The organism is Anoxybacillus amylolyticus, assembly GCF_001634285.1.
GTDB classification, from domain to species: domain Bacteria; phylum Bacillota; class Bacilli; order Bacillales; family Anoxybacillaceae; genus Anoxybacteroides; species Anoxybacteroides amylolyticum.
The window spans coordinates 58,840-83,497 of record NZ_CP015439.1 but is presented as its reverse complement, the minus strand read 5'-3'; the positions used below and the strand labels follow the sequence as shown (position 1 = coordinate 83,497).

Below are 24,658 nucleotides of genomic sequence, written 5' to 3'. Positions count from 1 at the left end.
AAGAATACGAGGTGAGCAAGATGAAGAGAATAGGTGTATTGACAAGTGGTGGCGATTCTCCAGGAATGAATGCAGCGATTCGGGCAGTTGTGCGCAAAGCAATTTATCACGGCGTGGAAGTGTTCGGAATTTACCATGGGTATGCAGGATTGATTGCGGGGCAAATTAAGAAACTAGAAATCGGTGATGTCGGCGATATTATTCATCGTGGGGGAACGATGCTATATACGGCACGTTGTCCAGAATTTAAAACGCTCGAAGGCCAACTCAAAGGAATCGAGCAGTTGAAAAAGCATGGAATCGAAGGGCTAGTCGTTATTGGTGGAGACGGTTCGTATCAAGGAGCGAAAAAATTAACCGAACACGGCTATCCTTGCGTTGGGGTACCTGGAACAATCGATAACGATATCCCGGGAACGGATTTTACGATTGGCTTCGACACAGCATTAAATACCGTCATTGATGCTATCGACAAAATTCGTGATACAGCTACATCTCATGAGCGTACGTACGTAATCGAGGTAATGGGTCGTCATGCCGGCGATATTGCGCTTTGGGCAGGATTAGCAGGTGGAGCGGAGTCGATTTTAATCCCAGAAGCAGACTACGATATGGACGACATTATTGCAAGACTAAAGCGCGGACATGAACGGGGGAAAAAACATAGTATCATTATTGTAGCCGAAGGCGTTGGAAGCGGCGTTGAATTCGGGAAAAAAATTCAAGAAGCAACAGGTTTTGAAACGCGTGTCACGGTGTTAGGACATGTGCAGCGCGGTGGTTCTCCGACGGCGTTTGACCGCGTACTTGCAAGCCGGCTTGGGGCACGTGCAGTGGAGTTGCTATTAGAAGGAAAAGGTGGAAGATGCGTCGGCATCCAAAACAACCAATTAGTTGATCATGACATTATTGAAGCGTTAGCAAAGCAACATACCATCGACCAAAAAATGTATCAGTTGTCCAAAGAGCTTTCGATTTAAAAAACGTGGTATCGTTACCAGAGGACAAACGGAAAGGAAGAATGGAAAATATGCGGAAAACGAAAATCGTATGTACAATTGGTCCTGCAAGCGAAAGCGTCGAAAAGCTCGTTGAATTAATCGAAGCGGGAATGAACGTAGCGCGCTTAAATTTCTCGCACGGAGATTATGCAGAGCATGGTCAGCGCATTCAAAATATTCGCCAAGCGGCGAAACAGACAGGAAAAAATGTTGCCATCTTGTTAGATACGAAGGGGCCAGAAATTCGAACACATAACATGGAAAACGGCGCCATCGAATTAAAAGAAGGGGCACAAGTCATCGTAACAGTGAACGAAGTGCTTGGTACGCCAGAAAAATTTTCCGTTACTTATGAAGGACTGATTGACGATGTAAAAGCTGGCGATAAAATCCTTCTCGATGACGGCTTAATTGGTTTAGAAGTGTTATCGGTCGACCAACAAGCACGGGAAATCGTGACGAAAGTATTAAATAGCGGCGTGTTAAAAAATAAAAAGGGCGTTAACGTGCCGGGTGTGCGTGTCAACTTACCTGGCATTACGGAAAAAGACCGCCAAGATATTTTATTCGGTATTCGCCAAGGCGTCGATTTTATCGCTGCTTCGTTTGTTCGACGGGCATCAGACGTATTAGAAATTCGTGAGTTGCTAGAAGCGAACGATGCGTTAGATATTAAAATTATTCCGAAAATCGAAAACCAAGAAGGTGTTGACCACATTGATGAAATTTTAGAAGTGGCAGACGGTCTCATGGTTGCGCGCGGAGACTTAGGGGTAGAAATTCCAGCGGAAGAAGTGCCACTTGTGCAAAAAGAGCTTATAAAAAAATGTAACGCGCTCGGTAAACCCGTTATCACAGCCACACAAATGCTTGATTCGATGCAGCGCAATCCGCGTCCGACGAGAGCGGAAGCAAGTGATGTGGCGAACGCGATTTTCGATGGAACGGATGCGATTATGCTTTCCGGAGAAACAGCAGCGGGACTTTATCCAGTCGAGGCAGTAAAAACGATGCACCGGATTGCGTTACGCACAGAGCAAGCGTTGCAATACCGCGATTTGCTAGCACAGCGTACAAAACAAAGCGGAACGACCATTACCGATGCGATTGGTCAATCAGTAGCGCATACGGCGTTAAATCTTGATGTTGCTGCGATTGTGACGCCAACCGTTAGCGGGCAGACGGCGCGCATGATTTCAAAATATCGTCCGAAAGCACCAATTGTTGCGGTTACATCAAGTGATGCTGTGTCGCGAAAATTAGCGCTAGTATGGGGCGTTTATCCTCAAGTTGCTCCACAAGTCAATTCAACGGACGAAATGCTTGATATTGCTGTCGAAGCAGCAGTGAAGTCCGACATCGTGAAACATGGCGATTTGGTCGTAATTACAGCAGGCGTCCCAGTCGGGGAAACTGGTTCAACGAACTTAATGAAAGTCCATGTCATCGGCGATATGATTGCAAAAGGGCAAGGGATTGGTAGAAAGTCAGCGTTTGGCAAAGTAGTAATTGCTAAAACAGCGGAAGAAGCGCTTAACAAAATGGTTGACGGTGGTATTCTCGTTACGTATAGCACGGATGCCGATATGGTGAAAGCGCTCGAAAAAGCAGCGGCAATCATTACAGAAGAAGGCGGACTAACAAGCCATGCAGCTGTTGTCGGCTTAAGCCTTGGTATTCCAGTCGTGGTCGGTGTACAAAACGCGACATCGATTTTAAAAGATGGGCAAGAAATCACGGTCGATGCAGGATTTGGCGCGATTTATCAAGGACATGCGAGCGTACTATAAGCTAAAATAAAACAGAGAAGGGGTCTTCTCTGTTTTATTTTTTCGGGAGGGAAGCGTGATGAGATTAATTGTTGCACTTTTTCTTTTGATTCCTTTAGTGGAAGTTGCTTTATTTGTCCTTTCCGGTCAACTGATCGGTGTATGGTCGACCGTTTTCCTTATTTTGTTCACAGGGGTGTTAGGCGCAGCGCTTGCCAAATGGCAAGGAAAGAAAGTGATTGAAGCGGTAAAGCGGGAGATGATGTATGGTCGTTTGCCAAGCGGTGCTGTATTGGATAGCATTTGTGTGCTTGCGGGAGGGCTTTTACTGTTAACGCCAGGTTTTTTTACGGATATTATCGGTTTTTTGTTGCTGCTTCCAGCAACGCGAAGATGGATGAAACCGTTGCTTGCCCGATGGCTGAAGGCGCTATTTGATACGAATGTGTTTTTTTATATAAAAAAATAAGCCCTTCTTGCACGAAGGGCCTAACCTTTAATAAATTGCCATAGGTCATGAAACACATTGGCACTGTGCAAGGCGCGGATGACTACAAGCAGCACAGGTCCGGCGATTAGCCCGAGAAACCCAAGTAGTTTGAAGCCAACAAACAGCGCAATTAACGTGGCGAGCGGGTCAAGGCCGATAGAGGAAGATAAAATTTTCGGCTCCATAATTTGCCGTTGGACGAGAACGACGACGTATAAGACCCCTAATCCAATGGCAAACGGCACATCCCCACTCATAGCAGCGTATATAATCCATGGTACAAACACAATGCCTGTTCCTAAATACGGCAAAACATCGACGATCCCGATAATTAACGCAATCGTAATTGCATAATCGACGCGTAAAACCAACAATCCGATTAACACAATAACAGTCGTAATCGAGATGAGCGTTGCTTGTGCTTTTACAAACCCAAATAGCGCGCGCTTTAAGTTGAGAAATACTGCTTGCCCGCTTGTCCGCGCTCTTGTTGGCAATAGCCGATGCACTGTACCATTTAGACGATACCAGTCTTTGCTGATGAAAAATGTAGCGAGTAGCGAAAAAATGATTACTGTTGCGGCGTTCGGTAGCCATCCGAGTAACTTAGGAATATGTTGCAATACGTCTTGAATGAATTGACCGACCGTCGTCGCTATTTTTGTTCCAACCGACTGAATATTGTTCATAATTGTATCTTGCTGGCTAGCGTCTAAGTTTTTAAACAATGCAGCCCAATCTTTATAGAGAGGAATGATTTGGCTGGCGATGATGTTTTCGATGTAGACGACAAGCGTCTGAAAATGGCTCGGTACTACTTCCGCTAAATATTGGGTGCCAGAAACGATTTCAACGATTAAAAGTGTAACGAGTCCTGCCAATACGGCAAACAATCCGATTAAAGAAACGATCACCGCAAGTGCTCGCGGCATTTTTGCTTTCTTTTCTAAATAATTGACGATTGGATTCATTAAAAAGGCAAGCAAAAATGCGATAATGAACGGGTATGTAACAGTAGCGGCGTAGTAAATGGCGATAACCCCCAAAAAAAGTGCCCCAATCACAAGGAGAAAACGGAATAGACGTTGTACATATTGCGAAGACAAAGTTTCACCTCCTAATTTTTTCCGTATACATAGTATTATACTGTATTATACGCCTATGAAAAGCAAAAAGTTTCATTAAATTTAGAAGAAAGGACGACGACATGTGCATGAAATTATCTTTCTGCTTCTTTTGTTAGGGATTGGGCTTTTGGCGAAAAATGAATCGTTAATGGTTGCTGTAGCGTGTTTATTAGTACTGAAGCTCGTCGGGTTAGAGAAGTGGCTGCTGTTGATCCAAGCGAAAGGAATTCAATGGGGGGTTACGATTATTACGATCGCGGTATTAGCGCCGATTGCGACAGGTGAAATTGGGTTTAAGCAGCTTATCGCGTCGCTTCAATCTGTTTCAGCGTGGGTGGCGCTTTTGTCCGGGGTATTTGTTGCCTTAGTTGCACGGGGCGGCATTACGCTGCTGTCAACCGATCCACACATCACCGCTGCACTTGTGCTTGGTACAATTATTGCAGTTTCCTTTTTTAACGGAGTAGCCGTCGGACCGTTGATTGGGGCAGGCATTGCGTATATGGTAATCAAGGTGATAGAATATTTATGAAAATCGTTTTTTTATGATAATATTGAACAAGAATAAGCAGTTTTGATTCACAAAAGTCAGATAATTGTTTATAATATAGACAAGCGCCTTTTTCTTTGTCTGTACGATGGTTGTGGATATTCTTATTGTTGCACATCCATGAATGGGTGACAATATGAATACAATATAAAATGTAAGCATTTTCTTTTTCGTTTTGTTTTACCATTTCGAGCAAGCGCTCGCTCTCGCATCACGAAAAGCATAATGGGAAAAGGGGAATTTTTTAGAGAAAAGGAGAGGTGTATATGACAGTAACACGCGGTCTTGAAGGGGTTGTTGCAACGACTTCTAGCATTAGCTCCATCATTGATGACACATTAACGTACGCTGGCTATGATATTGATGAGTTGGCTGAAAACGCAACATTTGAAGAAGTAGTGTATTTGCTTTGGCATCGCGAATTGCCAACGAAAGAACAGCTTGAACAACTAAGAAAGCAACTAGCAGAAAACGCAGCGGTTCCAAACGAAATCATCGAGCATTTTAAACTATATCCAATTGATAAAGTGCATCCGATGGCAGCGTTGCGGACGGCGATTTCGCTATTAGGGTTGTATGACGAAGAAGCAGACGTGATGACGCCGGAAGCAAATTATCGAAAAGCGATTCGCTTGCAAGCGAAAATTCCAACGATTGTGACGGCGTTTTCGCGCATTCGCAAAGGACTCGAACCAGTTGCGCCACGAAAAGATTTGACGTTCGCTGCGAACTTCTTGTATATGTTAACAGGAACAGAGCCGAATGAAATTGCGATAGAAGCGTTTGATAAAGCGCTCGTATTGCACGCTGACCACGAATTGAACGCTTCGACGTTTACAGCGCGCGTCTGTGTTGCGACATTGTCTGACATTTACTCAGGCATTACCGCAGCCATCGGTGCGCTTAAAGGTCCGCTTCATGGTGGAGCAAACGAAGCGGTTATGAAAATGCTCACGGAAATCGGCACGGTGGAAAACGCAGAGCCATATGTTCGTAAAAAACTTGAAAACAAAGAAAAAATTATGGGATTTGGTCATCGCGTATACCGGAAAGGCGACCCACGTGCGAAACATTTGAAAAAAATGTCAGAAAAATTAACGAAACTTGTCGGGGAGCCGCATTGGTATGAAATGTCGGCAAAAATCGAAGAGATTGTTACATCGACGAAAGCGTTACCACCAAACGTTGATTTTTATTCGGCATCTGTGTACCATTGTTTAAGAATCGATCATGATTTATTTACCCCTATTTTTGCGGTAAGCCGAATGTCTGGGTGGCTTGCGCACATTTTAGAACAATACGAAAATAACCGCCTCATCCGTCCGCGCGCCGAGTATACAGGACCAGCGAAGCGGTCGTATGTGCCGATCGAGCAAAGAGGCTAAGACAAACGGAAACAAAGGGCGGGGAATTTATATGTCCTTGCCCTTTATATTAAATACATTGGAGGTTGTTACAAGTGCAAGGTGAAAAAATTACGGTTACAAACGGTGTGTTAAACGTACCAAACAATCCGATTATTCCGTTCATTGAAGGGGACGGAACGGGTCCTGACATTTGGGCAGCTGCTTCTCGCGTATTAGAGGCAGCAGTAGAAAAAGCATACAAAGGCGAAAAGAAAATTGTCTGGAAAGAAGTGCTCGCTGGCGAAAAAGCGTACAAATTGACAGGAGAATGGTTGCCGCAAGAAACGCTTGATGTCATTCGAGAATACATAATCGCGATTAAAGGTCCACTTACGACGCCAGTAGGTGGCGGGATTCGTTCGTTAAATGTTGCGCTTCGTCAAGAGCTAGATTTATTTGTCTGCTTGCGTCCAGTTCGTTATTTTAACGGCGTGCCTTCTCCAGTTAAGCGTCCAGAAGATACGGACATGGTCATTTTCCGTGAAAACACGGAAGACATTTATGCGGGTATTGAATATGCAAAAGGAACGCCAGAAGTGAAAAAAGTAATTGACTTCTTGCAAAACGAAATGGGCGTTCGCAAAATCCGCTTCCCAGAAACGTCTGGTATTGGCATTAAACCGATTTCCGAAGAAGGAACGAAACGCCTTGTCCGCGCAGCAATTAACTACGCAATTGAGCATGGACGCAAATCTGTAACGCTCGTGCATAAAGGAAATATTATGAAATTTACAGAAGGGGCGTTCAAAAACTGGGGCTATGAATTAGCAGAGCAAGAATTTGGCGATAAAGTGTTCACTTGGGCAGAATACGACCGCATCGTGGAAACAGAAGGAAAAGATGCGGCAAACAAAGCGCAAGCGGAAGCAGAAGCAGCTGGAAAAATCATTATTAAAGATGCGATTGCCGATATTTTCTTGCAACAAATTTTAACTCGTCCGCGCGAGTTTGACGTTGTTGCAACGATGAACTTGAACGGCGACTACATTTCTGATGCGCTCGCTGCACAAGTAGGCGGCATCGGTATTGCTCCTGGGGCCAACATTAACTACGAAACAGGACATGCGATTTTTGAAGCAACACATGGTACAGCGCCGAAATACGCAGGATTAGACAAAGTGAATCCATCGTCCGTCATTTTATCAGGCGTCATGATGTTTGAACATCTTGGCTGGAACGAAGCAGCGAAATTAATTATTGATTCGATGGAAAAAACGATCGCGTCGAAAGTGGTTACGTACGACTTTGCTCGCCTCATGGAAGGTGCGACTGAGGTGAAATGTTCAGAGTTTGCGGATGCGTTAATTCGCAATATGGAATAAAGCCGAGAGGGGATGGGGAAAATGGCGATGAAGCGCAAAAAAATATCGGTCATTGGCGCAGGATTTACGGGGGCGACAACAGCGTTTATTTTAGCGCAAAAAGAACTCGGGGATGTCGTATTAGTCGATATTCCGCAACTAGAAAACCCGACGAAAGGAAAAGCGCTTGATATGTTAGAATCAAGCCCTGTATTAGGGTTTGATGCGAACATTATTGGCACATCCGATTATGCGGATACGGCGGATTCAGACATTGTCGTCATCACGGCTGGAATCGCTCGCAAACCAGGCATGAGCCGCGATGACTTAGTGACAACAAACCAAAAAATTATGAAAGCCGTCACAAAAGAAATCGTCAAATATTCGCCAAACTGCTACATTATTGTGTTGACTAACCCAGTCGATGCGATGACGTACACGGTGTACAAAGAATCTGGATTTCCGAAAAACCGCGTCATCGGACAATCAGGTGTGTTGGATACAGCCCGCTTCCGAACGTTTGTCGCGCAAGAATTAAATCTATCCGTCAAAGACATTACCGGCTTTGTATTAGGCGGACACGGTGACGACATGGTTCCGCTTGTCCGTTATTCCTATGCAGGCGGCATTCCGCTTGAGACATTAATTCCGAAAGAACGGCTAGATGCAATTGTAGAACGTACGCGCAAAGGCGGCGGCGAAATCGTCAACTTGCTTGGCAACGGCAGCGCCTACTATGCGCCAGCCGCATCACTTGTCGAAATGGTCGAAGCGATCATTAAAGATCAACGCCGCGTCCTTCCAGCGATTGCTTACCTCGAAGGAGAATATGGCTATGAAGGCATTTATTTGGGCGTACCGACGATTTTGGGCGGCAACGGCATTGAAAAAGTGATCGAGCTTGAGCTCACCGACGAAGAAAAAGCAGCACTTGCGAAATCAGTCGAGTCGGTCAAAAACGTCATGAAAGTATTGGGATAAAAAAAACAAACATTCGGGAGAGCCCGAATGTTTGTTTTCATCTAGGATGAAAGCGGTTTCCAAACAAAGGGGTGTAAACGATGTTAAAAAAACGGAAATTGGGGAGAAATATATCAGAAATCACGGTCGGGGAAAAACTGGTCATCAACGCGAAAATTGAAGATAAAGATTTGTTGCTATACCTTGGCTTAACAGATGACGCAAATCCGCTATATATTCAGCATGATTATGCATCGCAAACGCCATGGAAAAAGCCGATTGTTCCAACGATTATGCTGACAGGAATGATTACATCAGCTATTTCCAAATATTTGCCCGGACCGGGAAGCCATATCGAGCGGCACGATATCCATTTTTTAAAACCAGTCTATCATTATGAACAATTGCAATTTTGGTTTGAAGTCAAATCTGTCGATGTCGACGCCCACTCGATCACCGTTGCCGTCGAAGCGTTGCGCGATGAACGGGAAAAAGTACTCGAAGGGACGTTGACCGTTTGTCCGCCATATGCTTTATCATGGCTTGATAGCCACGTGCTTGAAAACTTTTAGGAGGCTGACCCAAAAGTCCGCTAAAAAGCGGACTTTTGGAGTCAGTTTTCTTTACTTTTACATATTTTGTTAAATAAAAGGGCGATTCGCCCCCTTTTGTTTCCATTGTTTATGCCGCTAAGGACCGTTGTTTGTCCTTAGCGGCTTTCTTGAGGAGATTATGGGCAACGCAAATAAGCCCCCATTCTATGGAAATTTTTTGGAGGCCTCGGAGGACAAAGCGACGAAATCCGCGATTTTGCTTGATTTGCCCAAACACACTCTCAATGTCGGTTTGGCGTTGGCGGTATCGTGCTTGTCCTTCTTCACTTTCCAGTCGTTCACGAGCCTTCTGTTTCTGTTCGTGATAGACGGGGTTCCATTGCGTTGTACGTCCATACTTGGAAGTTGTGCAGACCGAGCGGAACGGACACCCTTCGCATTCGTGGCATTGGTAGTGCTGGATGACCGAAGTATACCCAGATTCTGTGGTCTGCTTCGAAGTTCCTATACGGACCAGTTTTTTCCCGTTCGCACAAATCCAAACGTCCTCTTCTTTCTTGTATGTCCAATTCTGTGGATGGTGCGGGTTCTTCTTGACCTTGCGTGTGTTCTCTTTCTCATACGTGTTGTACTTGATAAACGCGGAAATGTTTTTCTCTTCGAGTTTCACGTAATTTTCCTCGGAACCATAGACAGCGTCAGCGGTCACGCGTTTTGGTACCACCCCATATTTCTCTCGAACCGTCTCTAGGTGTGGCAGAAGACAACGAGTATCGCCGGGTCTCTGGTGAAGCGAATACCCCAGAACGAACTGATCGGAAGAACCCACTTGTACGTTATAAGCCGGCTTCAGTTGGCCGTTGCGCATGTGGTCCTCCTTCAAACGCATAAACGTCGCATCCGCATCCGTTTTGGAATAGCTGTTGCGGTCCCCGCATACTTGGAGTTGGTGTTCGTACTTTTCACTGCGAGGCAAGTAGTCTTCCTTCATCTTCTTGACGGCCTTCTTCAACGGTTGGTTGTCCGGCTCGGCCTCCAAACGTTTTTCCCACTCCTCGGTTTTCTTTCGGATTTCTTTTGAAGTAAAAGCAGGGGAAGCGTCGATTTCTTCCGCATTTTCTTCTTCCACGATCGCATCGATCTGGGCGATGAGCTGATCCACATTGGCTTGTAATTTCTCTTGGTATTTCTCGGCGGATTTCCGCCAAACGAACGTGTATCGGTTGGCATTCGCGTGCGTCCGGCATGGGTGTAGTCTATAGGGTGAAAGTCCCGAACTGCGAAGGCAGAAGTAGCAGTTAGCTTAACGCAAGGGTGTCCGTGGTGACGCGGAATCTGAAGGAAGCGAGCGGCAAACTTCCGGTCTGAGGAACACGAACTTCATAAGAGGCTAGGTATCATTGGGTGAGTTTGCGCGACAAAACAAAGCCCTTTCTGCCGAAGGTGATATCGAGTAAATGAAGCAGATGGATGGAAGGAAAGACTGCACTCTTACCCGGGGAGGTCTGATTGGAATGCCGAGTTCCCTTGGCAACCTATCCAGTGATGGATAGCTGAACAATCAGAAGTCAGCAGAGGTCATAGTACCATCCTTGCTCGAGAAAGGGTGGGAAGGACTGAACCATGAAGAGAGAACGAAATCTACGCATTCAGTACCTGTGAAGAACACAGACAATCCGAAAGGACTTACTTAGAGGAGGAAGCGGTGAATCCCGTGGGGGACTCTAAGAGGGTGGAGCAGGAACTGGCATAAGGAGAACCTTCGTTCACGTAGAAAGGGAAGCGAAGATGTTAATGGAACGAATCTTGTCACGTGGAAATCTTCTAACGGCGCTCAAACGAGTGGAACAAAATAAAGGAAGTCACGGCATCGATGGAATGTCCGTAAAAGACCTACGAAGACATCTCTATGAAAACTGGGACTCCCTCCGGGAAGAGTTAAGAACAGGAACCTACCAACCTGCACCCGTACGTCGTGTCGAAATCCCGAAACCAAATGGCGGAGTGAGGATGTTAGGAATACCTACCGTGACAGATCGTTTCATTCAACAAGCAATCGCTCAAGTGTTAACCCCAATCTTTGACCCAACCTTTTCGGAAAATAGTTATGGGTTTCGTCCGAATCGGAGGGCTCATGATGCGGTAAGGAAGGCGAAAGAATATATCAAAGAGGGTTACCGCTGGGTGGTCGATATAGACTTAGAGAAATTCTTTGATAAAGTCAATCACGACCAATTGATGGGGATACTCGCCAAGCGAATCGAAGACCGCATCCTACTGAAGTTGATACGAAAATATCTTCAATCAGGAGTCATGATAAATGGGGTTGTCCAAATAACGGAAGAAGGAACACCGCAGGGAGGACCGCTTAGTCCACTTCTATCCAACATTCTCCTAGACCAATTGGACAAAGAGTTGGAAGCAAGGGGGCACCAATTTGTCCGATATGCGGATGACTGCAACATCTATGTGAAGTCATGGAAAGCAGGACAGCGTGTGATGAAATCGGTATCGACCTTCCTCGAACAGCACCTAAAATTGAAGGTAAACAGAGAGAAATCAGCAGTAGACCGTCCGTGGAAACGGAAGTTTCTAGGGTTCAGTTTCACCTTTCACAAAGATCCAAAGGTGCGAATAGCCAAAGAAAGCATGGAACGGCTGAAAAGAAAAATACGAGAAATAACTTCTCGGTCGAAGCCTTATCCGATGGAAGTAAGGGTGGAAAGACTGAACCAATACCTCACAGGATGGTGCGGATACTTCGCGCTAGCAGATACCCCGAGCAAATTCAAAGAAATAGACGAGTGGATAAGAAGAAGGCTGAGAATGTGTGAATGGAAACAATGGAAGAAACCTAAAACAAGAGTTAGAAAGCTGATTGGATTAGGGATTCCAGAATACAAAGCATACGAATGGGGAAACACCAGAAAGAAATACTGGCGAATCGCCCACAGCCCAATTCTACACAAAACCCTCGACAACTCCTATTGGAGCCAACGAGGGCTGAAAAGTCTGTATAATCGCTACGAATTTCTGCGTCAATCTTAGTGGAACCGCCGTATACCGAACGGTACGTACGGTGGTGTGAGAGGTCGGGGGTTAATCACCCCCTCCTACTCGATTTCAATTTTCGTCCCATCTACGAAATAGTCTTCCATGTTGACATAGCCGTCCGCGACAAGCAGGGTGATCATTTCTCGGAACAAGTCGTCAATCAGCCCTTTCATCCGTTCGGAGCGAAATCGATTGATGGAACGGAAGTCCGGCTTTTGAAACCCACTCAACCACATGAGGGGAAGATGTACTTCTAATTGTCGAGCAATTTCTCGGCCATGATACATTTTTTGGGTGTACGCGTAGAGGATAATTTTCGTCATCATTTTTGGATGATAAGAAGAGGTACCGCCGCCTTTATAGTAAGGAAGAAACGTCTCCATCGGGATGCGCTCGACCATCTCGTGAACCACGTGAGCCATATTATCCGGTGGAATGAGATCGGCAATATTGCTTGGCAACGTGAGGTTATCCATGGTATACTCTTTAAAAGAAATATGATGATGTTTCATAAAAGAATCGCTCCTTTTCCGGTGATAGTTGTTGTGGTGACTCTATTCTACCAGAAAAAAGGGCGATTCTTCTATTTTAGTGTAAAAAAAATCGGGCTAATCTCAAAACGCATTCGCGTTTTGGGTCAGCCCCTTTTTTTTTATGTGGTATAATAAAGAAAACTGTTTGCTTACTAGGAGGACGAAAACAGTGATTTTTAAAATATACAAAAGTGTTTAAACATTATAAAATATAGACATGAAACACTATAAACCAAAAGAATTTGCAGAAATGTTACATGTGTCGGTAAAAACGCTACAAAGATGGGATAACGAAGGCGTATTGAAAGCTTACCGAAACCCAAAAGTGAGGAAGTTGAAAAAGAAATTAAAGCGAGAACAACGCTCCTTATCTCGCAAATACGAAAATCTAAAGAAGAGAGGTGAAAAGCCTGCTACGAAAAGAGGAGCGAATATAGACAAAAATATTTTTAGGGTGCAAAAGCTCCATGCTCGATTGGCGAATATTCGCTTGGAGTACGTGAAATTTGTAGCGAATGAAGTGGTGAGAACCAAGCCACGATACGTCGTCATCGAGAACTTGAACGTCAAAGGGATGATGAAAAACCGTCATTTGTCTAAAGCGATGGCAGAGCAATGTTTTTATACGTTTCAAACATGGCTCATTCATAAATGCAAAAAATATGGCATGGAAGTAAGACAAGTCAGTCGATTTTATCCATCGTCGAAAATGTGTTCTCGTTGCGGGCATATGAAAAAAGACCTCCAGTTATCGGATCCGATATATGTTTGTGATGGTTGTGGTCATACGATGGATAGAGACCTTCATGCGGCAACATCCCTTTTACGTGCAACAGACTATATCGTTCTCACGTAACGAGGACGGTATGGATGTACCGATGGCTAGTCGGGAATTAACGCCTGTGGAGAGCCATGCAAACGATAGTAGCCTTTTGGCGAGGTCGGGTTCGTTGAAGCAGGAACACTCTAAAAATATAGGTTTGTCTATATTTTTAGTAGCAGGAAAAGATGAGTAAGAAGGTGTTAATTGTCGACGATGAACCATCTATTGTCACACTTTTAGAATACAATTTAAAACAAGCTGGGTTTGAAGTGATCACAGCAAGTGATGGCGAAGAAGGCTTGCAAAAAGCGATTCTCGAGCAACCAGATTTAATCATTCTTGACTTAATGCTTCCGAAAATCGATGGCATCGAAGTATGTAAGCAACTGCGCCAGCAAAAAATCATGGTCCCGATTTTGATGTTGACAGCAAAAGACGATGAGTTTGATAAAGTGCTCGGGCTTGAACTTGGCGCAGACGATTATATGACAAAACCGTTCAGCCCACGCGAAGTCGTGGCGCGCATGAAGGCGATTTTGCGGCGTATTCAGCCGGTGGCAGTGCCAATAGAGGAGGAAAACAACAAGATCGTCATTGGGGAATTGTCCATTTTCCCAGACCGATATGAAGCATATTTTCGAGATAATTTATTAGAATTAACACCAAAAGAATTTGAATTGCTTTTATATTTAGCGAAAAATAAGGGGCGGGTATTAACACGTGATCAGTTATTGAGTGCGGTATGGAACTACGACTTTGCCGGAGATACGCGCATCGTTGACGTCCATATTAGCCATTTGCGCGAAAAAATTGAACAAAATACGAAAAAGCCGCTCTATATTAAAACGATTCGCGGACTAGGCTATAAGCTTGAGGAGCCAAAGAGCGATGACTGATTTTCGCTTTCGGTTTGTAGTAGCGCTCGTTTCGCTTATTGTAACAGTTCTTGTTTGCCTTGGAATGTTGTTAGGACAGTTGTTTAAAGATTTTTATGTGGAAACGATGAACAAACGAATCGAAAAAGAAACAAAAATGATTGCGCTTTTGCTTGAAAGCGAGCCAATTGATACAGCACGTCGGCAAATCGAGCAGATGAGCGACACCCTGTCTGCGCGCATTACTGTTCTTGATGAAAACGAGAAAATCGTCATCGATACAGGGCAAGTTTCTACTATTAGCGATAGCGCTCACGAACGAATCGTCCGCGATATTTTACATGGCAAAGAAGAAAAAAATGCATCGATCATGGAAGAAAAACAAAACATTTATTATTACATCGTTCCGTTTTTACATGGGAAAAAAGCGAATGGGCACGTCATTTTAAGCACGTCTGTCCATTCTTTAAAAAAAGTGACGCAACAAATATGGGGAGTGCTCGTCAGCAGTTTAGGCACAGCGCTTATTGTCATTGTGTTATTAGGATTGAAAATTACAGCACAACATATGAAGCCAATCGAAGCCGCAACAAAAGTTGCCTTTGAACTAGCCCGAGGAAACTATAAAGCGAGAGTGTATGAAACGCAACACGGAGAAGAAACAGGGCTGCTTACGCATTCGCTCAACATTTTAGCTCGCAATTTACAAGAAATGAGCAAAATTCAAGAGATGCAAACCGACCGGCTGCATACGCTGATTGAAAACGTAGGCAGTGGCTTAATCTTAATTGATAGTCGAGGATACATTAATTTAGTGAACCGAGCGTATAAGGAAATTTTCCATATTCGTCCTGTCGATTATTTACATCGGCTATATACAGAGGTGTTTCCCTATAAAGAAATCATCCAGCTTGTCGACGAAATTTTTATAAAAGAAACGAGAGTGCGCAAACAGCTCGTCTTAACGGTTGACATTGAGCGAAAATATTTTGAAGTATACGGGGCACCAATTATTGGGACAAACGCCGAATGGAAAGGGATTGTGCTCGTGTTCCATGACATTACGGAATTGAAAAAGCTAGAACAGATGCGCAAAGACTTTGTCGCGAACGTATCGCACGAACTAAAAACACCGATTACATCCATCAAAGGCTTTGCCGAAACATTATTAGATGGGGCAATGAAAGATGAGAAAGCATTGGAACATTTCTTATCAATTATTTTGCAAGAGAGTGAACGGCTACAAAGTTTAATTCAAGACTTACTCGATTTATCGAAAATCGAGCAGCACGGGTTTCAACTTCGCCTCGAGCAAGTCAACCTCACCAGACTGTTGACGGAATTAATGACGATGTTCATGGGAAAAGCGGAAGAAAAAAATATTCATTTGCGGGTAGACGCTGTGGACTCCATTTATGTCGTCGGCGATAGCGACCGACTCAAGCAAATTTTTATTAATTTAATTACGAATGCGCTGACGTATACGCCAGCAGATGGACATGTCATCGTTCGAGTGAAAGAATCGTCAGAGGAAGTGCTCGTGCATGTCGAAGATACGGGTATTGGCATTGCGGAAAAAGAAATTCCTCGCATTTTTGAGCGCTTTTATCGCGTCGATAAAGCGAGAAGCCGGAATTCGGGCGGAACAGGGCTTGGACTTGCAATTGTCAAACATCTTGTCGAAGCCCACCATGGCTATATTACCGTCAAAAGCCAAATCGGCAAAGGTACGACGTTTACTGTTCATTTTCCGAAAGAAGTATGAATTTACAAAATGTTAACATCTTTTTAATGATCTATTCATAAACGTTTGGTACGCTGAACGTGAAAACCCCTTCATCTAGGGAGCCAACCCTTGAAGACGAGAACGAAAAAATGTTCTCGTCTTTTTTTCATTCCCTCGTTAATCGTGATACAATAAGGGCAGCGAAATCGGAGGAGGAGAGCGAATGAAGAAGCTAGTATTGATCGACGGCAATAGCATTGCCTATCGTGCCTTTTTTGCGTTGCCGCTTTTACATAACGATAAAGGCATTCATACAAATGCGATTTATGGGTTTACGATGATGCTCATGAAAATTTTAGAAGAAGAAAAACCAACCCATTTATTAGTAGCATTTGATGCAGGAAAAACGACGTTTCGTCATGAAACGTTTGGCGAATATAAGGGCGGAAGACAAAAAACTCCCCCGGAGTTGTCAGAGCAGTTTCCGTTTTTACGCAAATTATTGGAGGCATACCACATTCGTACGTATGAGCTAGACCGGTATGAAGCAGACGATATTATCGGAACGTTATGCACGCAAGCGGAAAAAGAAGGATTTGACGTTAAAATTATTTCCGGAGACCGCGACTTAACGCAACTAGCGTCCGACCATGTGACAGTAGATATTACAAGAAAAGGAATTACTGATGTTGAATCGTATACACCGGGAACAGTGAAAGAAAAGTACGGGATCACCCCTGCGCAAATTATTGATTTAAAAGGGTTAATGGGCGATGCGTCTGACAACATCCCAGGGGTGCCGGGCATTGGGGAGAAAACGGCGCTGAAGCTGTTAAAAGAGTTCGGGACAGTCGAGCAATTACTAGATTCGTTAGAACAAGTAAGCGGAAAAAAAGTAAAAGAAAATCTTACACAATATCGCGACGTAGCGTTGATGAGCAAACAACTAGCGACCATTTTGCGCGACGCCCCGCTTGCTATTACGCTCGAAGACACGAAATACGAAGGATACGATGTAGATAAAGTTATCGCACTCTTTAAAGAGCTTGGTTTTCAATCGTTGCTTGGAAAATTTGCTCCGACAGAACAAGAGCAACCAGCGCATTTAAACGCTATTTCGTATACTATCGTCAAAGAAGTAACGAAAGAAATGTTGACCGACGAGGCTGCGGTGGTTGTCGAAGTACTAGAAGAAAACTATCATAAAGCTCCGATTCTTGGTTTTGCCATTGCAAACGAAAAAGGGAACTTTTTTATTCCGGCGGAAATCGCCTTGTCGTCGGCGGCCTTTAAACAATGGCTAGAAGACGACAAAATGAAAAAAAGTGTCTTTGATGCCAAGAGGGCCATTGTCGCGTTACGCTGGAAAGGTATTGCAATGTGTGGGGTCGATTTTGACTTGCTTATCGCTTCTTATCTTTTAAATCCGTCCCAATCGACAGAAGACATTGCTTCGATAGCGAAGACAAAACAGTATACAGACGTGCAACCGGACGAAATCGTGTACGGAAAAGGGGCAAAGCAGAAAGTGCCGGATGAATCCGCATTGGCAGAACATCTTGTCCGGAAAGCAGCGGCAATTCGCGCTCTAAAAGATACGTTTATTGCTGATTTAAAAGCAAACGAACAATATGCATTATTTACCGAACTCGAATTGCCGCTCACACTCGTATTAGCAGATATGGAATTTTTGGGTATTACTGTTAATGTTGAACGGCTAAAAGCGATGGGACAAGAACTTCAAGGACAGCTACAATCGTTAGAGAAAGAAATTTACGAGCTTGCAGGGCAAGCGTTCAACATTAACTCTCCGAAACAGCTCGGGACGATTTTATTTGAAAAATTACAATTGCCAGCGTTGAAAAAAACCAAAACGGGGTATTCGACTTCAGCAGATGTGTTAGAAAAATTAGCGCCACAACATGAAATTGTCGAGAAAATTTTGCATTATCGTCAGCTTGGGAAACTACAGTCTACCTATATTGAGGGATTGCTAAAAGTTGTCCACGAAGACACGAACAAAGTGCATACGATTTTTAACCAAGCGTTAACGCAAACAGGACGGCTAAGTTCGACGGAGCCAAACTTGCAAAACATCCCAATTCGTCTAGAAGAGGGGCGGAAAATTCGCCAAGCGTTCGTTCCATCAGAGCCAGATTGGGTCATTTTTGCAGCAGATTATTCGCAAATTGAGTTGCGCGTGTTAGCGCACATCGCCAACGATGAAAACTTAATTGCTGCGTTTCAAAACGATTTAGACATTCATACGAAAACAGCAATGGATATTTTCCACGTCCGTGCGGAAGAAGTAACCCAGCAAATGCGGCGTCATGCCAAAGCGGTGAATTTCGGCATCGTGTATGGCATTAGCGACTACGGCTTATCGCAAAATTTAAACATTTCCCGCAAAGAAGCCGCGCAATTTATTGAGCGGTATTTTGCGAGTTTTCCTGGGGTGAAACAATATATGGAAGACATTGTGCAACAAGCAAAGCAGACGGGATATGTGACGACGCTTTTGCATCGCCGTCGTTATTTGCCTGACATTACAAGCCGCAATTTCAATTTGCGCAGCTTTGCCGAGCGGACAGCGATGAATACACCCATTCAAGGAAGTGCGGCAGACATTATTAAAAAGGCGATGATTGACTTAGCAGAGCGCTTGCAAAAAGAAGGGATGCGCGCACGAATTTTACTGCAAGTGCATGACGAACTCATTTTAGAGGCGCCGAAAGATGAAGTGGAACAATTAGCGAAAATCGTTCCAGCTGTCATGGAACACACCGTCGAATTGCGTGTTCCATTGAAAGTCGACTATCATTACGGACCAACATGGTATGACGCGAAATAAAGGAAGTGATTTACATTGCCAGAATTACCAGAAGTGGAAACAGTGAAACGCACGCTTCTTCCGTTAACCGTCAGCAAAACGATTGAACGTGTGGAAGTATTTTGGGAAAATATTATTAAAAAGCCGAACGTAGCAACGTTTATGGAAATGCTGCAAGGGCAAACGGTTCACGACATCGAACGCCGTGGGAAGTTTTTGAAATTTTTGCTCGACGACTATGTGCTCGTTTCACATTTGCGCATGGAAGGGCGCTATCGTGTAGTGCCTGCTTCTGTGCCGTTGGAACCCCATACACACGTCATTTTCCATTTCCACGACGGAACACAGCTGCGGTATCGGGATGTGCGAAAGTTTGGAACGATGCACCTATTTAAAGCGGGAGAGGAAGAGAAAGAGCTCCCGCTTGCAAAATTAGGGCCGGAGCCATTTTCATCGGCATTTACGCCAACATTTCTCATGGATAAGCTAAAAAAAACGAATCGAACGATCAAAAGCGTTCTATTAGACCAAACGGTAGTCGCTGGGCTGGGTAACATTTATGTCGATGAAGCGTTATTTCGCTCGTTCCTTCATCCTGAACGGTCGGCTTCGTCACTGACAGTGGAAGAAATCGAACGGCTTCATCGGGAAATCGCAGAAACGCTAGGAGAGGCGATTATCCACGGGGGGAGCACGGTTCGCTCTTATGTGAATACGGAAGGAAAAGCAGGAACGTTTCAGCAACAATTGTTTGTGTACGGTCGTAAAGGAGAGCCATGCAAACGATGTGGGCACCCTGTACAAAAAATCACCGTTGCTGGACGTGGCACGCATTATTGTGCACGTTGCCAACAATAAAAGGGGGAGGAAAATGGCGCTAACCATTGGATTAACAGGTGGCATTGCCAGTGGAAAAAGCACGGTAGCAAATATGCTAAAAGAGTGGAATATTCCTGTTGTTGATGCAGATAAGATTGCTCGGGAAGTCGTAAATGTAGGGGAAGAAGCATACGTCCGCATTGTCGAGACGTTCGGGAAGGATATATTGCAAGAAAATGGAGAAATTGACCGCCCGAAATTAGGAGCGCTTATTTTTCAAGATGAAGAAAAGAGGAAACAGCTAAACGCCATCGTCCACCCGGTGGTGCGAAAAAAAATGCTTGACGAACGGGACAAGATTCTTAAAAAAAAGCCGGTCGTCGTACTTGATATCCCACTTTTGTTTGAAAGTAACCTCACCCATTTTGTAGATAAAATTATTGTCGTTTATGTAGACGAAGCAATTCAGCTGGAGCGGCTCATGAAACGGAACGGCTTTTCGCAAGAAGACGCACTTGCCCGTATTCGTTCGCAAATGCCGCTAAGTGAAAAAAAAGCATGCGCCGATGTTGTTATTGATAATAACGGAACAATTGACCAAACGAGACAGCAGCTTTTGGCGATTTTAAGCGAATGGGACGTCCTGTAAAAATAGGACGTCTTTTTTGTTTTTTGTACGATTTCCTCTACACAAATATTTAAAATATGATATACTATTTATGTGAAAAGGTGATAATTAGTATAACATATATTTGAGAGGAGAAAATTTAATGAAGGCGAAAGTAGCGATTAATGGGTTTGGACGAATTGGACGAATGGTGTTTCGTAATGCCATCGATGCCGAAAACTTAACTATCGTTGCGATTAATGCGAGCTATCCCCCAGAAACGTTAGCTCATTTAATAAAATATGACTCCACTCACGGAAAATTTGCAGGAGAAGTAGTTGCGCTTGAAGATGGACTTTTAGTGAACGGAAAGAAAGTGCTGCTTCTCAATTCACGCGACCCACAACAGCTCCCATGGAAAGAACTGGATATCGATATTGTCATTGAAGCGACAGGGAAGTTCAATTCGAAGGAAAAAGCAAGCCTCCATTTAGAAGCAGGGGCAAAGCGCGTGATTTTAACCGCACCTGGCAAAAACGAAGACGTCACTATCGTCATGGGCGTGAATGAAGAGATGCTTGATATTGACAACCATTTTATCATTTCCAACGCTTCGTGCACGACAAACTGCTTAGCACCGGTCGTGAAAGTACTCGACCAAACGTTTGGAATTGAAAACGGGCTGATGACGACCGTCCATGCATATACGAACGATCAAAAAAATATTGACAACCCCCATAAAGATTTGCGTCGCGCTCGTTCCTGCGCCCAATCCATTATCCCAACAACGACAGGTGCCGCAAAAGCGTTAGCGCTCGTCTTGCCGCATCTAAAAGGAAAGCTGCACGGTATGGCGCTTCGCGTTCCGACACCAAACGTTTCGCTTGTTGATTTAGTCGTTGACTTGAAGCGAGAAGTTACGGTTGATGGAGTAAACGAAGCGTTTGTTCGCGCGGCGAACGGTTCATTAAAAGGTATTCTCGATTTTACAACAGAACCGCTTGTATCTATCGATTTTAACACAAATCCACACTCGGCAATTATTGATGGTCTGTCGACGATAGTGATGGAAGGCCGTAAAGTAAAAGTGCTTGCTTGGTATGACAATGAGTGGGGTTATTCGTGCCGCGTCGTCGATTTAGCGAATTTAGTCGCCCACAAACTAATGGAAAAATTAAAAGTGAACGCATAAAGCGCTGGCATTCGTCAGCGCTTTTCTCATTTCAGAAAAAAATAAAAAAGTGTATTGCAAAAAAAAACTAAACAAAGTATACTATGATTCGTGAACTTCTTAAACGCACGGTAATGTGACTACTTAAAGGGTTAGGACCTCTTTGGACTAACTTTCCCCCGTGGTAGTTATACATGCCATTATGCAAAGGAATTTCATGTTTATTTTTTTGGAAAATAAGTTAAAGGGGGACTTTTGATGGACACAATGGGTCGTCACGTTATCTCAGAATTATGGGGATGCGATTTTGATAAGCTGAATGACATCGAATTTATTGAAAAAACATTTGTTGATGCAGCATTAAAATCTGGCGCAGAAATTCGGGAAGTTGCTTTCCATAAATTCGCGCCACAAGGAGTAAGCGGGGTCGTCATTATTTCTGAATCACATTTAACGATTCACAGCTTCCCAGAGCATGGATATGCAAGCATCGACGTGTATACATGTGGAAACTTAGATCCGACGATTGCCGCAGATTACATTGCGGAAGCGTTAGGAGCGCAAACGCGGGAAACGATTGAACTTCCGCGCGGAATGGGTCCGATTGAATTGAAAAACGTAAAAGCACTGTAATGATGGAAACTAAAAAGAGGTGGCAAACGCACCTCTTTTTTTAATTGTACATATCTGTCTAAATAGTGGTATCATAATAGTAAAGAATTTCGCAAGGAGCGGCAAAAATGAGTGTTTGGAACAAATGGAAATATGTTTTTACGAATCATTGCGAGACAAAAGAAGCGCATGAAGACGAACGGTTGCGTAGCCGGTACTATAAGGCGACAAACGGGCAGGCAATGAAAGCAGTGAAAGAATTACTTCAATCGTCTTCGCAATATGAACTTCTCTCTGTATCCGAAGAGCGAGGGGAATTTAGCGCAACGACAAGAAGCGGGAAAAAAGCGTTCATTGTCATTACCGTCATTTCGGTTCGACCGTTAGAAACTGCCATTGATTTTTCGGTGACGACCGGCACGACGTTTGATTTCGGCTTTAGCCGCCGCGTCATTTTAGACTTGTACGAACAGTTGGACAAACGGTTGCCGTATATCGGCTCTGGAATTAATGGATGAAACAGGAGTGGTGATTATGAAGTGCCCAACTTGCCACCATCTCGGAACAAGGGTGCTTGATTCGCGCCCTGTCGACGATGGGCGTTCCATTCGCCGTAGACGAGAATGCGAACAATGCCATTATCGCTTCACAACGTTTGAAAAAGTCGAAGAAATGCCGTTAATTGTTGTGAAAAAAGAAGGGACGCGCGAAGAGTTCAGCCAAGAAAAAATATTGCGTGGACTCATTAAAGCGTGCGAAAAACGACCGGTAGCGCTGGAACAATTGGAAAAAGTAACACAGGAAATTGAACGAGAATTGCGTCACCGTGGAGTGGCGGAAGTGAAAAGCGAAACGATTGGGGAAATGGTGATGGAACGTTTATCGAAAATCGATGAAGTTGCATACGTCCGCTTCGCCTCTGTCTATCGGCAATTTAAAGACTTAAACGTTTTTATCGAAGAACTGAAAGAACTAATCAAAAAAGAACAGCGATAAAGGGCTTGCTTCGCATGATAGAAAGCCCTTTTTTTAATCAATTTAAGGAAGGTCGATAGCATGGAACATCATTGGAAAGAATTGATTCCTGTCGATCGGTACATCGTGCGCAGCAACGGTATGCTTCATGATTTTGATCGGAAAGTAATAACACTTTTATATCAACCGTTAATTGGCTCTCGTGCGTTCAGTTTATATATGACGTTATGGGGCGAACTAGACCAGCAGTTTCTCACTGCAGAAACTACGCACCATAGTTTAATGGCGATTATGCAATGCAACTTAAAAGACATTTACGAAGAACGGTTGAAACTAGAAGGAATTGGGTTGTTAAAAACGTACGTCAACCGATCGAAAGACCCAAACCAATTTATTTATGAATTGCAGCCACCGCTTTCGCCCGAAAAATTTTTCAATGACGGGATGTTAAACGTCTTTCTTTATAATCGTGTCGGACGGACAAAATTTCAAAAACTTAAACAATTTTTCTCAATACCGGCCCTTGATACACAACATTTTTCCCCGATTACTCGTTCGTTTAATGAAGTGTTCGCCTCTGTTCATCCGGAGCAAATGGTCGCAACGATGAACGAAGAGGCAAAAAACGACTTATCTCTCCCGCAGGAACGCGCCTATCTCGACCGAAGCACGGAAACGTATGTACTTGGGGAAGAAGTATTCGATTTTGAGTTATTTTTTGCAGGGCTTTCGAAACAAATTGTTCCAAAGCGGGCGATTACAGCAAAAGTGCGAGAAGCGATTAAAAAGCTTTCGTTTTTGTATGGAATTAGCCCGTTAGAGATGCAAAAACTTGTCATGGACGTCATCGATCCAACGGAGCATATTGACATTGAGGCGCTTCGCAAAGCAGCACGTGACTGGTATCAGTTTGAGCGTGGCGACGAATTGCCACACTTAAGCACGCGCGTTCAGCCGTTTGCGTATCGGACGATGATAGACGTCGAACCAAAAACGAAAGAAGAGCAGCTGATGAAGCAGTTGGAAACGATTTCTCCGCGCCAGCTATTAATGGAGATTTCTGGGGGAGCAGAACCGTCGATGAGCGATTTACAGCTCATTGAAGATATTATGTTCCAACAAAAGCTGTTGCCTGGCGTTGTCAACGTCTTAATTTACTACGTCATGCTTCGCACCGATATGAAATTATCGAAAGCATACGTCGAAAAAATCGCCAGCCATTGGGCGCGCAAAAAAATTCGCACCGTCAAAGAAGCGATGGAGTTAGCCAAAAAAGAAGCACAAAAATACCAAAGTTGGGCAACCGACAAAGAGAAAAAGCCTGCCCGTAAAACGGTGCGAAAAGAAATGTTGCCGGATTGGCTCAACATGGATTATAGTCAAAAAGAAAGCGAACAAACACCGAGCGACCTTGAAGCAAAACGCCGCGAACTAGAAGAGCGGCTGAAAAAATATCGAAATGAGTAATAGGATGT

The 24,658-nt window shown here is 44.1% G+C and carries 22 protein-coding genes and 1 pseudogene; 20 read left to right on the top strand and 3 right to left on the bottom strand.

The features are described from left to right. The first annotated feature begins 20 nt into the window (after positions 1-20). From pfkA to GFC30_RS14910, 3 genes are read left to right on the top strand one after another with little or no spacing between them, the layout of a single operon-like run. A complete protein-coding gene (gene pfkA, locus GFC30_RS14920; protein ID WP_066327999.1) occupies positions 21-980 on the top strand; it encodes a 6-phosphofructokinase in 960 nt (319 codons plus the stop codon). A gap of 50 nt (positions 981-1,030) precedes the next feature. Then, a complete protein-coding gene (gene pyk / locus GFC30_RS14915) occupies positions 1,031-2,791 on the top strand; it encodes a pyruvate kinase (protein WP_066327996.1) in 1,761 nt (586 codons plus the stop codon). A 58-nt stretch (positions 2,792-2,849) separates the two neighbouring features. After that, positions 2,850-3,239 carry an FxsA family protein gene (locus tag GFC30_RS14910; RefSeq protein WP_066327635.1) on the top strand — a complete coding sequence of 130 codons (390 nt, stop codon included), beginning with the start codon at positions 2,850-2,852 and terminating at the stop codon, positions 3,237-3,239. A 20-nt stretch (positions 3,240-3,259) separates the two neighbouring features. Here the strand turns inward: GFC30_RS14910 and ytvI are convergent, their stop codons facing one another. Beyond that, complete coding sequence (gene ytvI, locus GFC30_RS14905) at positions 3,260-4,366, bottom strand: sporulation integral membrane protein YtvI (protein ID WP_066327632.1); 1,107 nt, start codon at positions 4,364-4,366, stop codon at positions 3,260-3,262. 103 nt (positions 4,367-4,469) lie between these two features. Between ytvI and GFC30_RS14900 the strand changes: the two genes are divergently transcribed. From GFC30_RS14900 to GFC30_RS14880, 5 genes are all read left to right on the top strand, one after another. Continuing rightward, on the top strand, positions 4,470-4,919 hold the full coding sequence (locus GFC30_RS14900) for a DUF441 domain-containing protein (protein ID WP_066327630.1): 450 nt from the start codon (positions 4,470-4,472) through the stop codon (positions 4,917-4,919). Between the two features lie 284 nt (positions 4,920-5,203). Next, positions 5,204-6,322: a citrate synthase gene (gene citZ / locus GFC30_RS14895; protein ID WP_066327623.1), complete on the top strand. Its 1,119-nt coding sequence runs from the start codon at positions 5,204-5,206 to the stop codon at positions 6,320-6,322. 74 nt (positions 6,323-6,396) lie between these two features. After that, on the top strand, positions 6,397-7,665 hold the full coding sequence (gene icd / locus GFC30_RS14890; RefSeq protein ID WP_066327617.1) for an NADP-dependent isocitrate dehydrogenase: 1,269 nt from the start codon (positions 6,397-6,399) through the stop codon (positions 7,663-7,665). Positions 7,666-7,686: 21 nt separating this feature from the next. Then, positions 7,687-8,625 carry a malate dehydrogenase gene (mdh, locus tag GFC30_RS14885; RefSeq protein WP_066327615.1) on the top strand — a complete coding sequence of 313 codons (939 nt, stop codon included), beginning with the start codon at positions 7,687-7,689 and terminating at the stop codon, positions 8,623-8,625. 80 nt (positions 8,626-8,705) lie between these two features. Beyond that, positions 8,706-9,176 (top strand): MaoC family dehydratase, encoded by a 471-nt coding sequence (locus GFC30_RS14880; protein WP_066327613.1) that lies wholly within the window; start codon positions 8,706-8,708, stop codon positions 9,174-9,176. A gap of 109 nt (positions 9,177-9,285) precedes the next feature. Here GFC30_RS14880 and GFC30_RS14875 read toward each other — a convergent pair. Continuing rightward, a pseudogene (locus tag GFC30_RS14875) lies at positions 9,286-10,386 on the bottom strand (IS1182 family transposase); the annotation flags it as partial. Between the two features lie 560 nt (positions 10,387-10,946). Between GFC30_RS14875 and ltrA the strand changes: the two are divergent. Then, on the top strand, positions 10,947-12,206 hold the full coding sequence (gene ltrA / locus GFC30_RS14870) for a group II intron reverse transcriptase/maturase (protein ID WP_066322684.1): 1,260 nt from the start codon (positions 10,947-10,949) through the stop codon (positions 12,204-12,206). Between the two features lie 65 nt (positions 12,207-12,271). Here the strand turns inward: ltrA and GFC30_RS14865 are convergent, their stop codons facing one another. Next, positions 12,272-12,724, bottom strand: a complete 453-nt coding sequence (locus GFC30_RS14865) for a transposase (protein WP_066327609.1) — start codon at positions 12,722-12,724, stop codon at positions 12,272-12,274. Between the two features lie 238 nt (positions 12,725-12,962). Between GFC30_RS14865 and GFC30_RS14860 the strand changes: the two genes are divergently transcribed. From GFC30_RS14860 to GFC30_RS14810, 11 genes are all read left to right on the top strand, one after another. Next, positions 12,963-13,601, top strand: coding sequence for an RNA-guided endonuclease TnpB family protein (locus GFC30_RS14860; RefSeq protein WP_084256481.1), 639 nt, complete (start codon positions 12,963-12,965; stop codon positions 13,599-13,601). A 152-nt stretch (positions 13,602-13,753) separates the two neighbouring features. Next, positions 13,754-14,464: a response regulator transcription factor gene (locus GFC30_RS14855; RefSeq protein WP_066327607.1), complete on the top strand. Its 711-nt coding sequence runs from the start codon at positions 13,754-13,756 to the stop codon at positions 14,462-14,464. Next, positions 14,457-16,208, top strand: coding sequence for a two-component system histidine kinase PnpS (gene pnpS, locus GFC30_RS14850; RefSeq protein ID WP_066327601.1), 1,752 nt, complete (start codon positions 14,457-14,459; stop codon positions 16,206-16,208). The genes GFC30_RS14855 and pnpS overlap by 8 nt, the downstream gene beginning before the upstream one ends. Positions 16,209-16,392: 184 nt before the next feature. Further along, positions 16,393-19,020, top strand: coding sequence for a DNA polymerase I (gene polA / locus GFC30_RS14845; RefSeq protein WP_066327595.1), 2,628 nt, complete (start codon positions 16,393-16,395; stop codon positions 19,018-19,020). 15 nt (positions 19,021-19,035) lie between these two features. Next, entirely contained in the window at positions 19,036-19,857 is an 822-nt protein-coding gene (gene mutM, locus GFC30_RS14840) for a DNA-formamidopyrimidine glycosylase (RefSeq protein ID WP_066327591.1), read from the top strand. Positions 19,858-19,870: 13 nt separating this feature from the next. Further along, on the top strand, positions 19,871-20,467 hold the full coding sequence (coaE, locus tag GFC30_RS14835) for a dephospho-CoA kinase (RefSeq protein ID WP_066327589.1): 597 nt from the start codon (positions 19,871-19,873) through the stop codon (positions 20,465-20,467). 121 nt (positions 20,468-20,588) lie between these two features. Next, positions 20,589-21,617: a glyceraldehyde-3-phosphate dehydrogenase gene (locus GFC30_RS14830; protein ID WP_066327588.1), complete on the top strand. Its 1,029-nt coding sequence runs from the start codon at positions 20,589-20,591 to the stop codon at positions 21,615-21,617. Positions 21,618-21,854: 237 nt separating this feature from the next. Then, a complete protein-coding gene (speD, locus tag GFC30_RS14825; RefSeq protein WP_066327582.1) occupies positions 21,855-22,229 on the top strand; it encodes an adenosylmethionine decarboxylase in 375 nt (124 codons plus the stop codon). A gap of 107 nt (positions 22,230-22,336) precedes the next feature. Further along, positions 22,337-22,726 (top strand): cytosolic protein, encoded by a 390-nt coding sequence (locus GFC30_RS14820; protein WP_066327581.1) that lies wholly within the window; start codon positions 22,337-22,339, stop codon positions 22,724-22,726. 16 nt (positions 22,727-22,742) lie between these two features. Continuing rightward, the gene (nrdR, locus tag GFC30_RS14815; protein WP_066327579.1) at positions 22,743-23,204 is read left to right on the top strand and encodes a transcriptional regulator NrdR; all 462 of its coding nucleotides are present in this window, start codon (positions 22,743-22,745) and stop codon (positions 23,202-23,204) included. A 60-nt stretch (positions 23,205-23,264) separates the two neighbouring features. Next, positions 23,265-24,650: a replication initiation and membrane attachment family protein gene (locus tag GFC30_RS14810; protein ID WP_066327575.1), complete on the top strand. Its 1,386-nt coding sequence runs from the start codon at positions 23,265-23,267 to the stop codon at positions 24,648-24,650. The last annotated feature ends 8 nt before the right edge of the window (positions 24,651-24,658 follow it).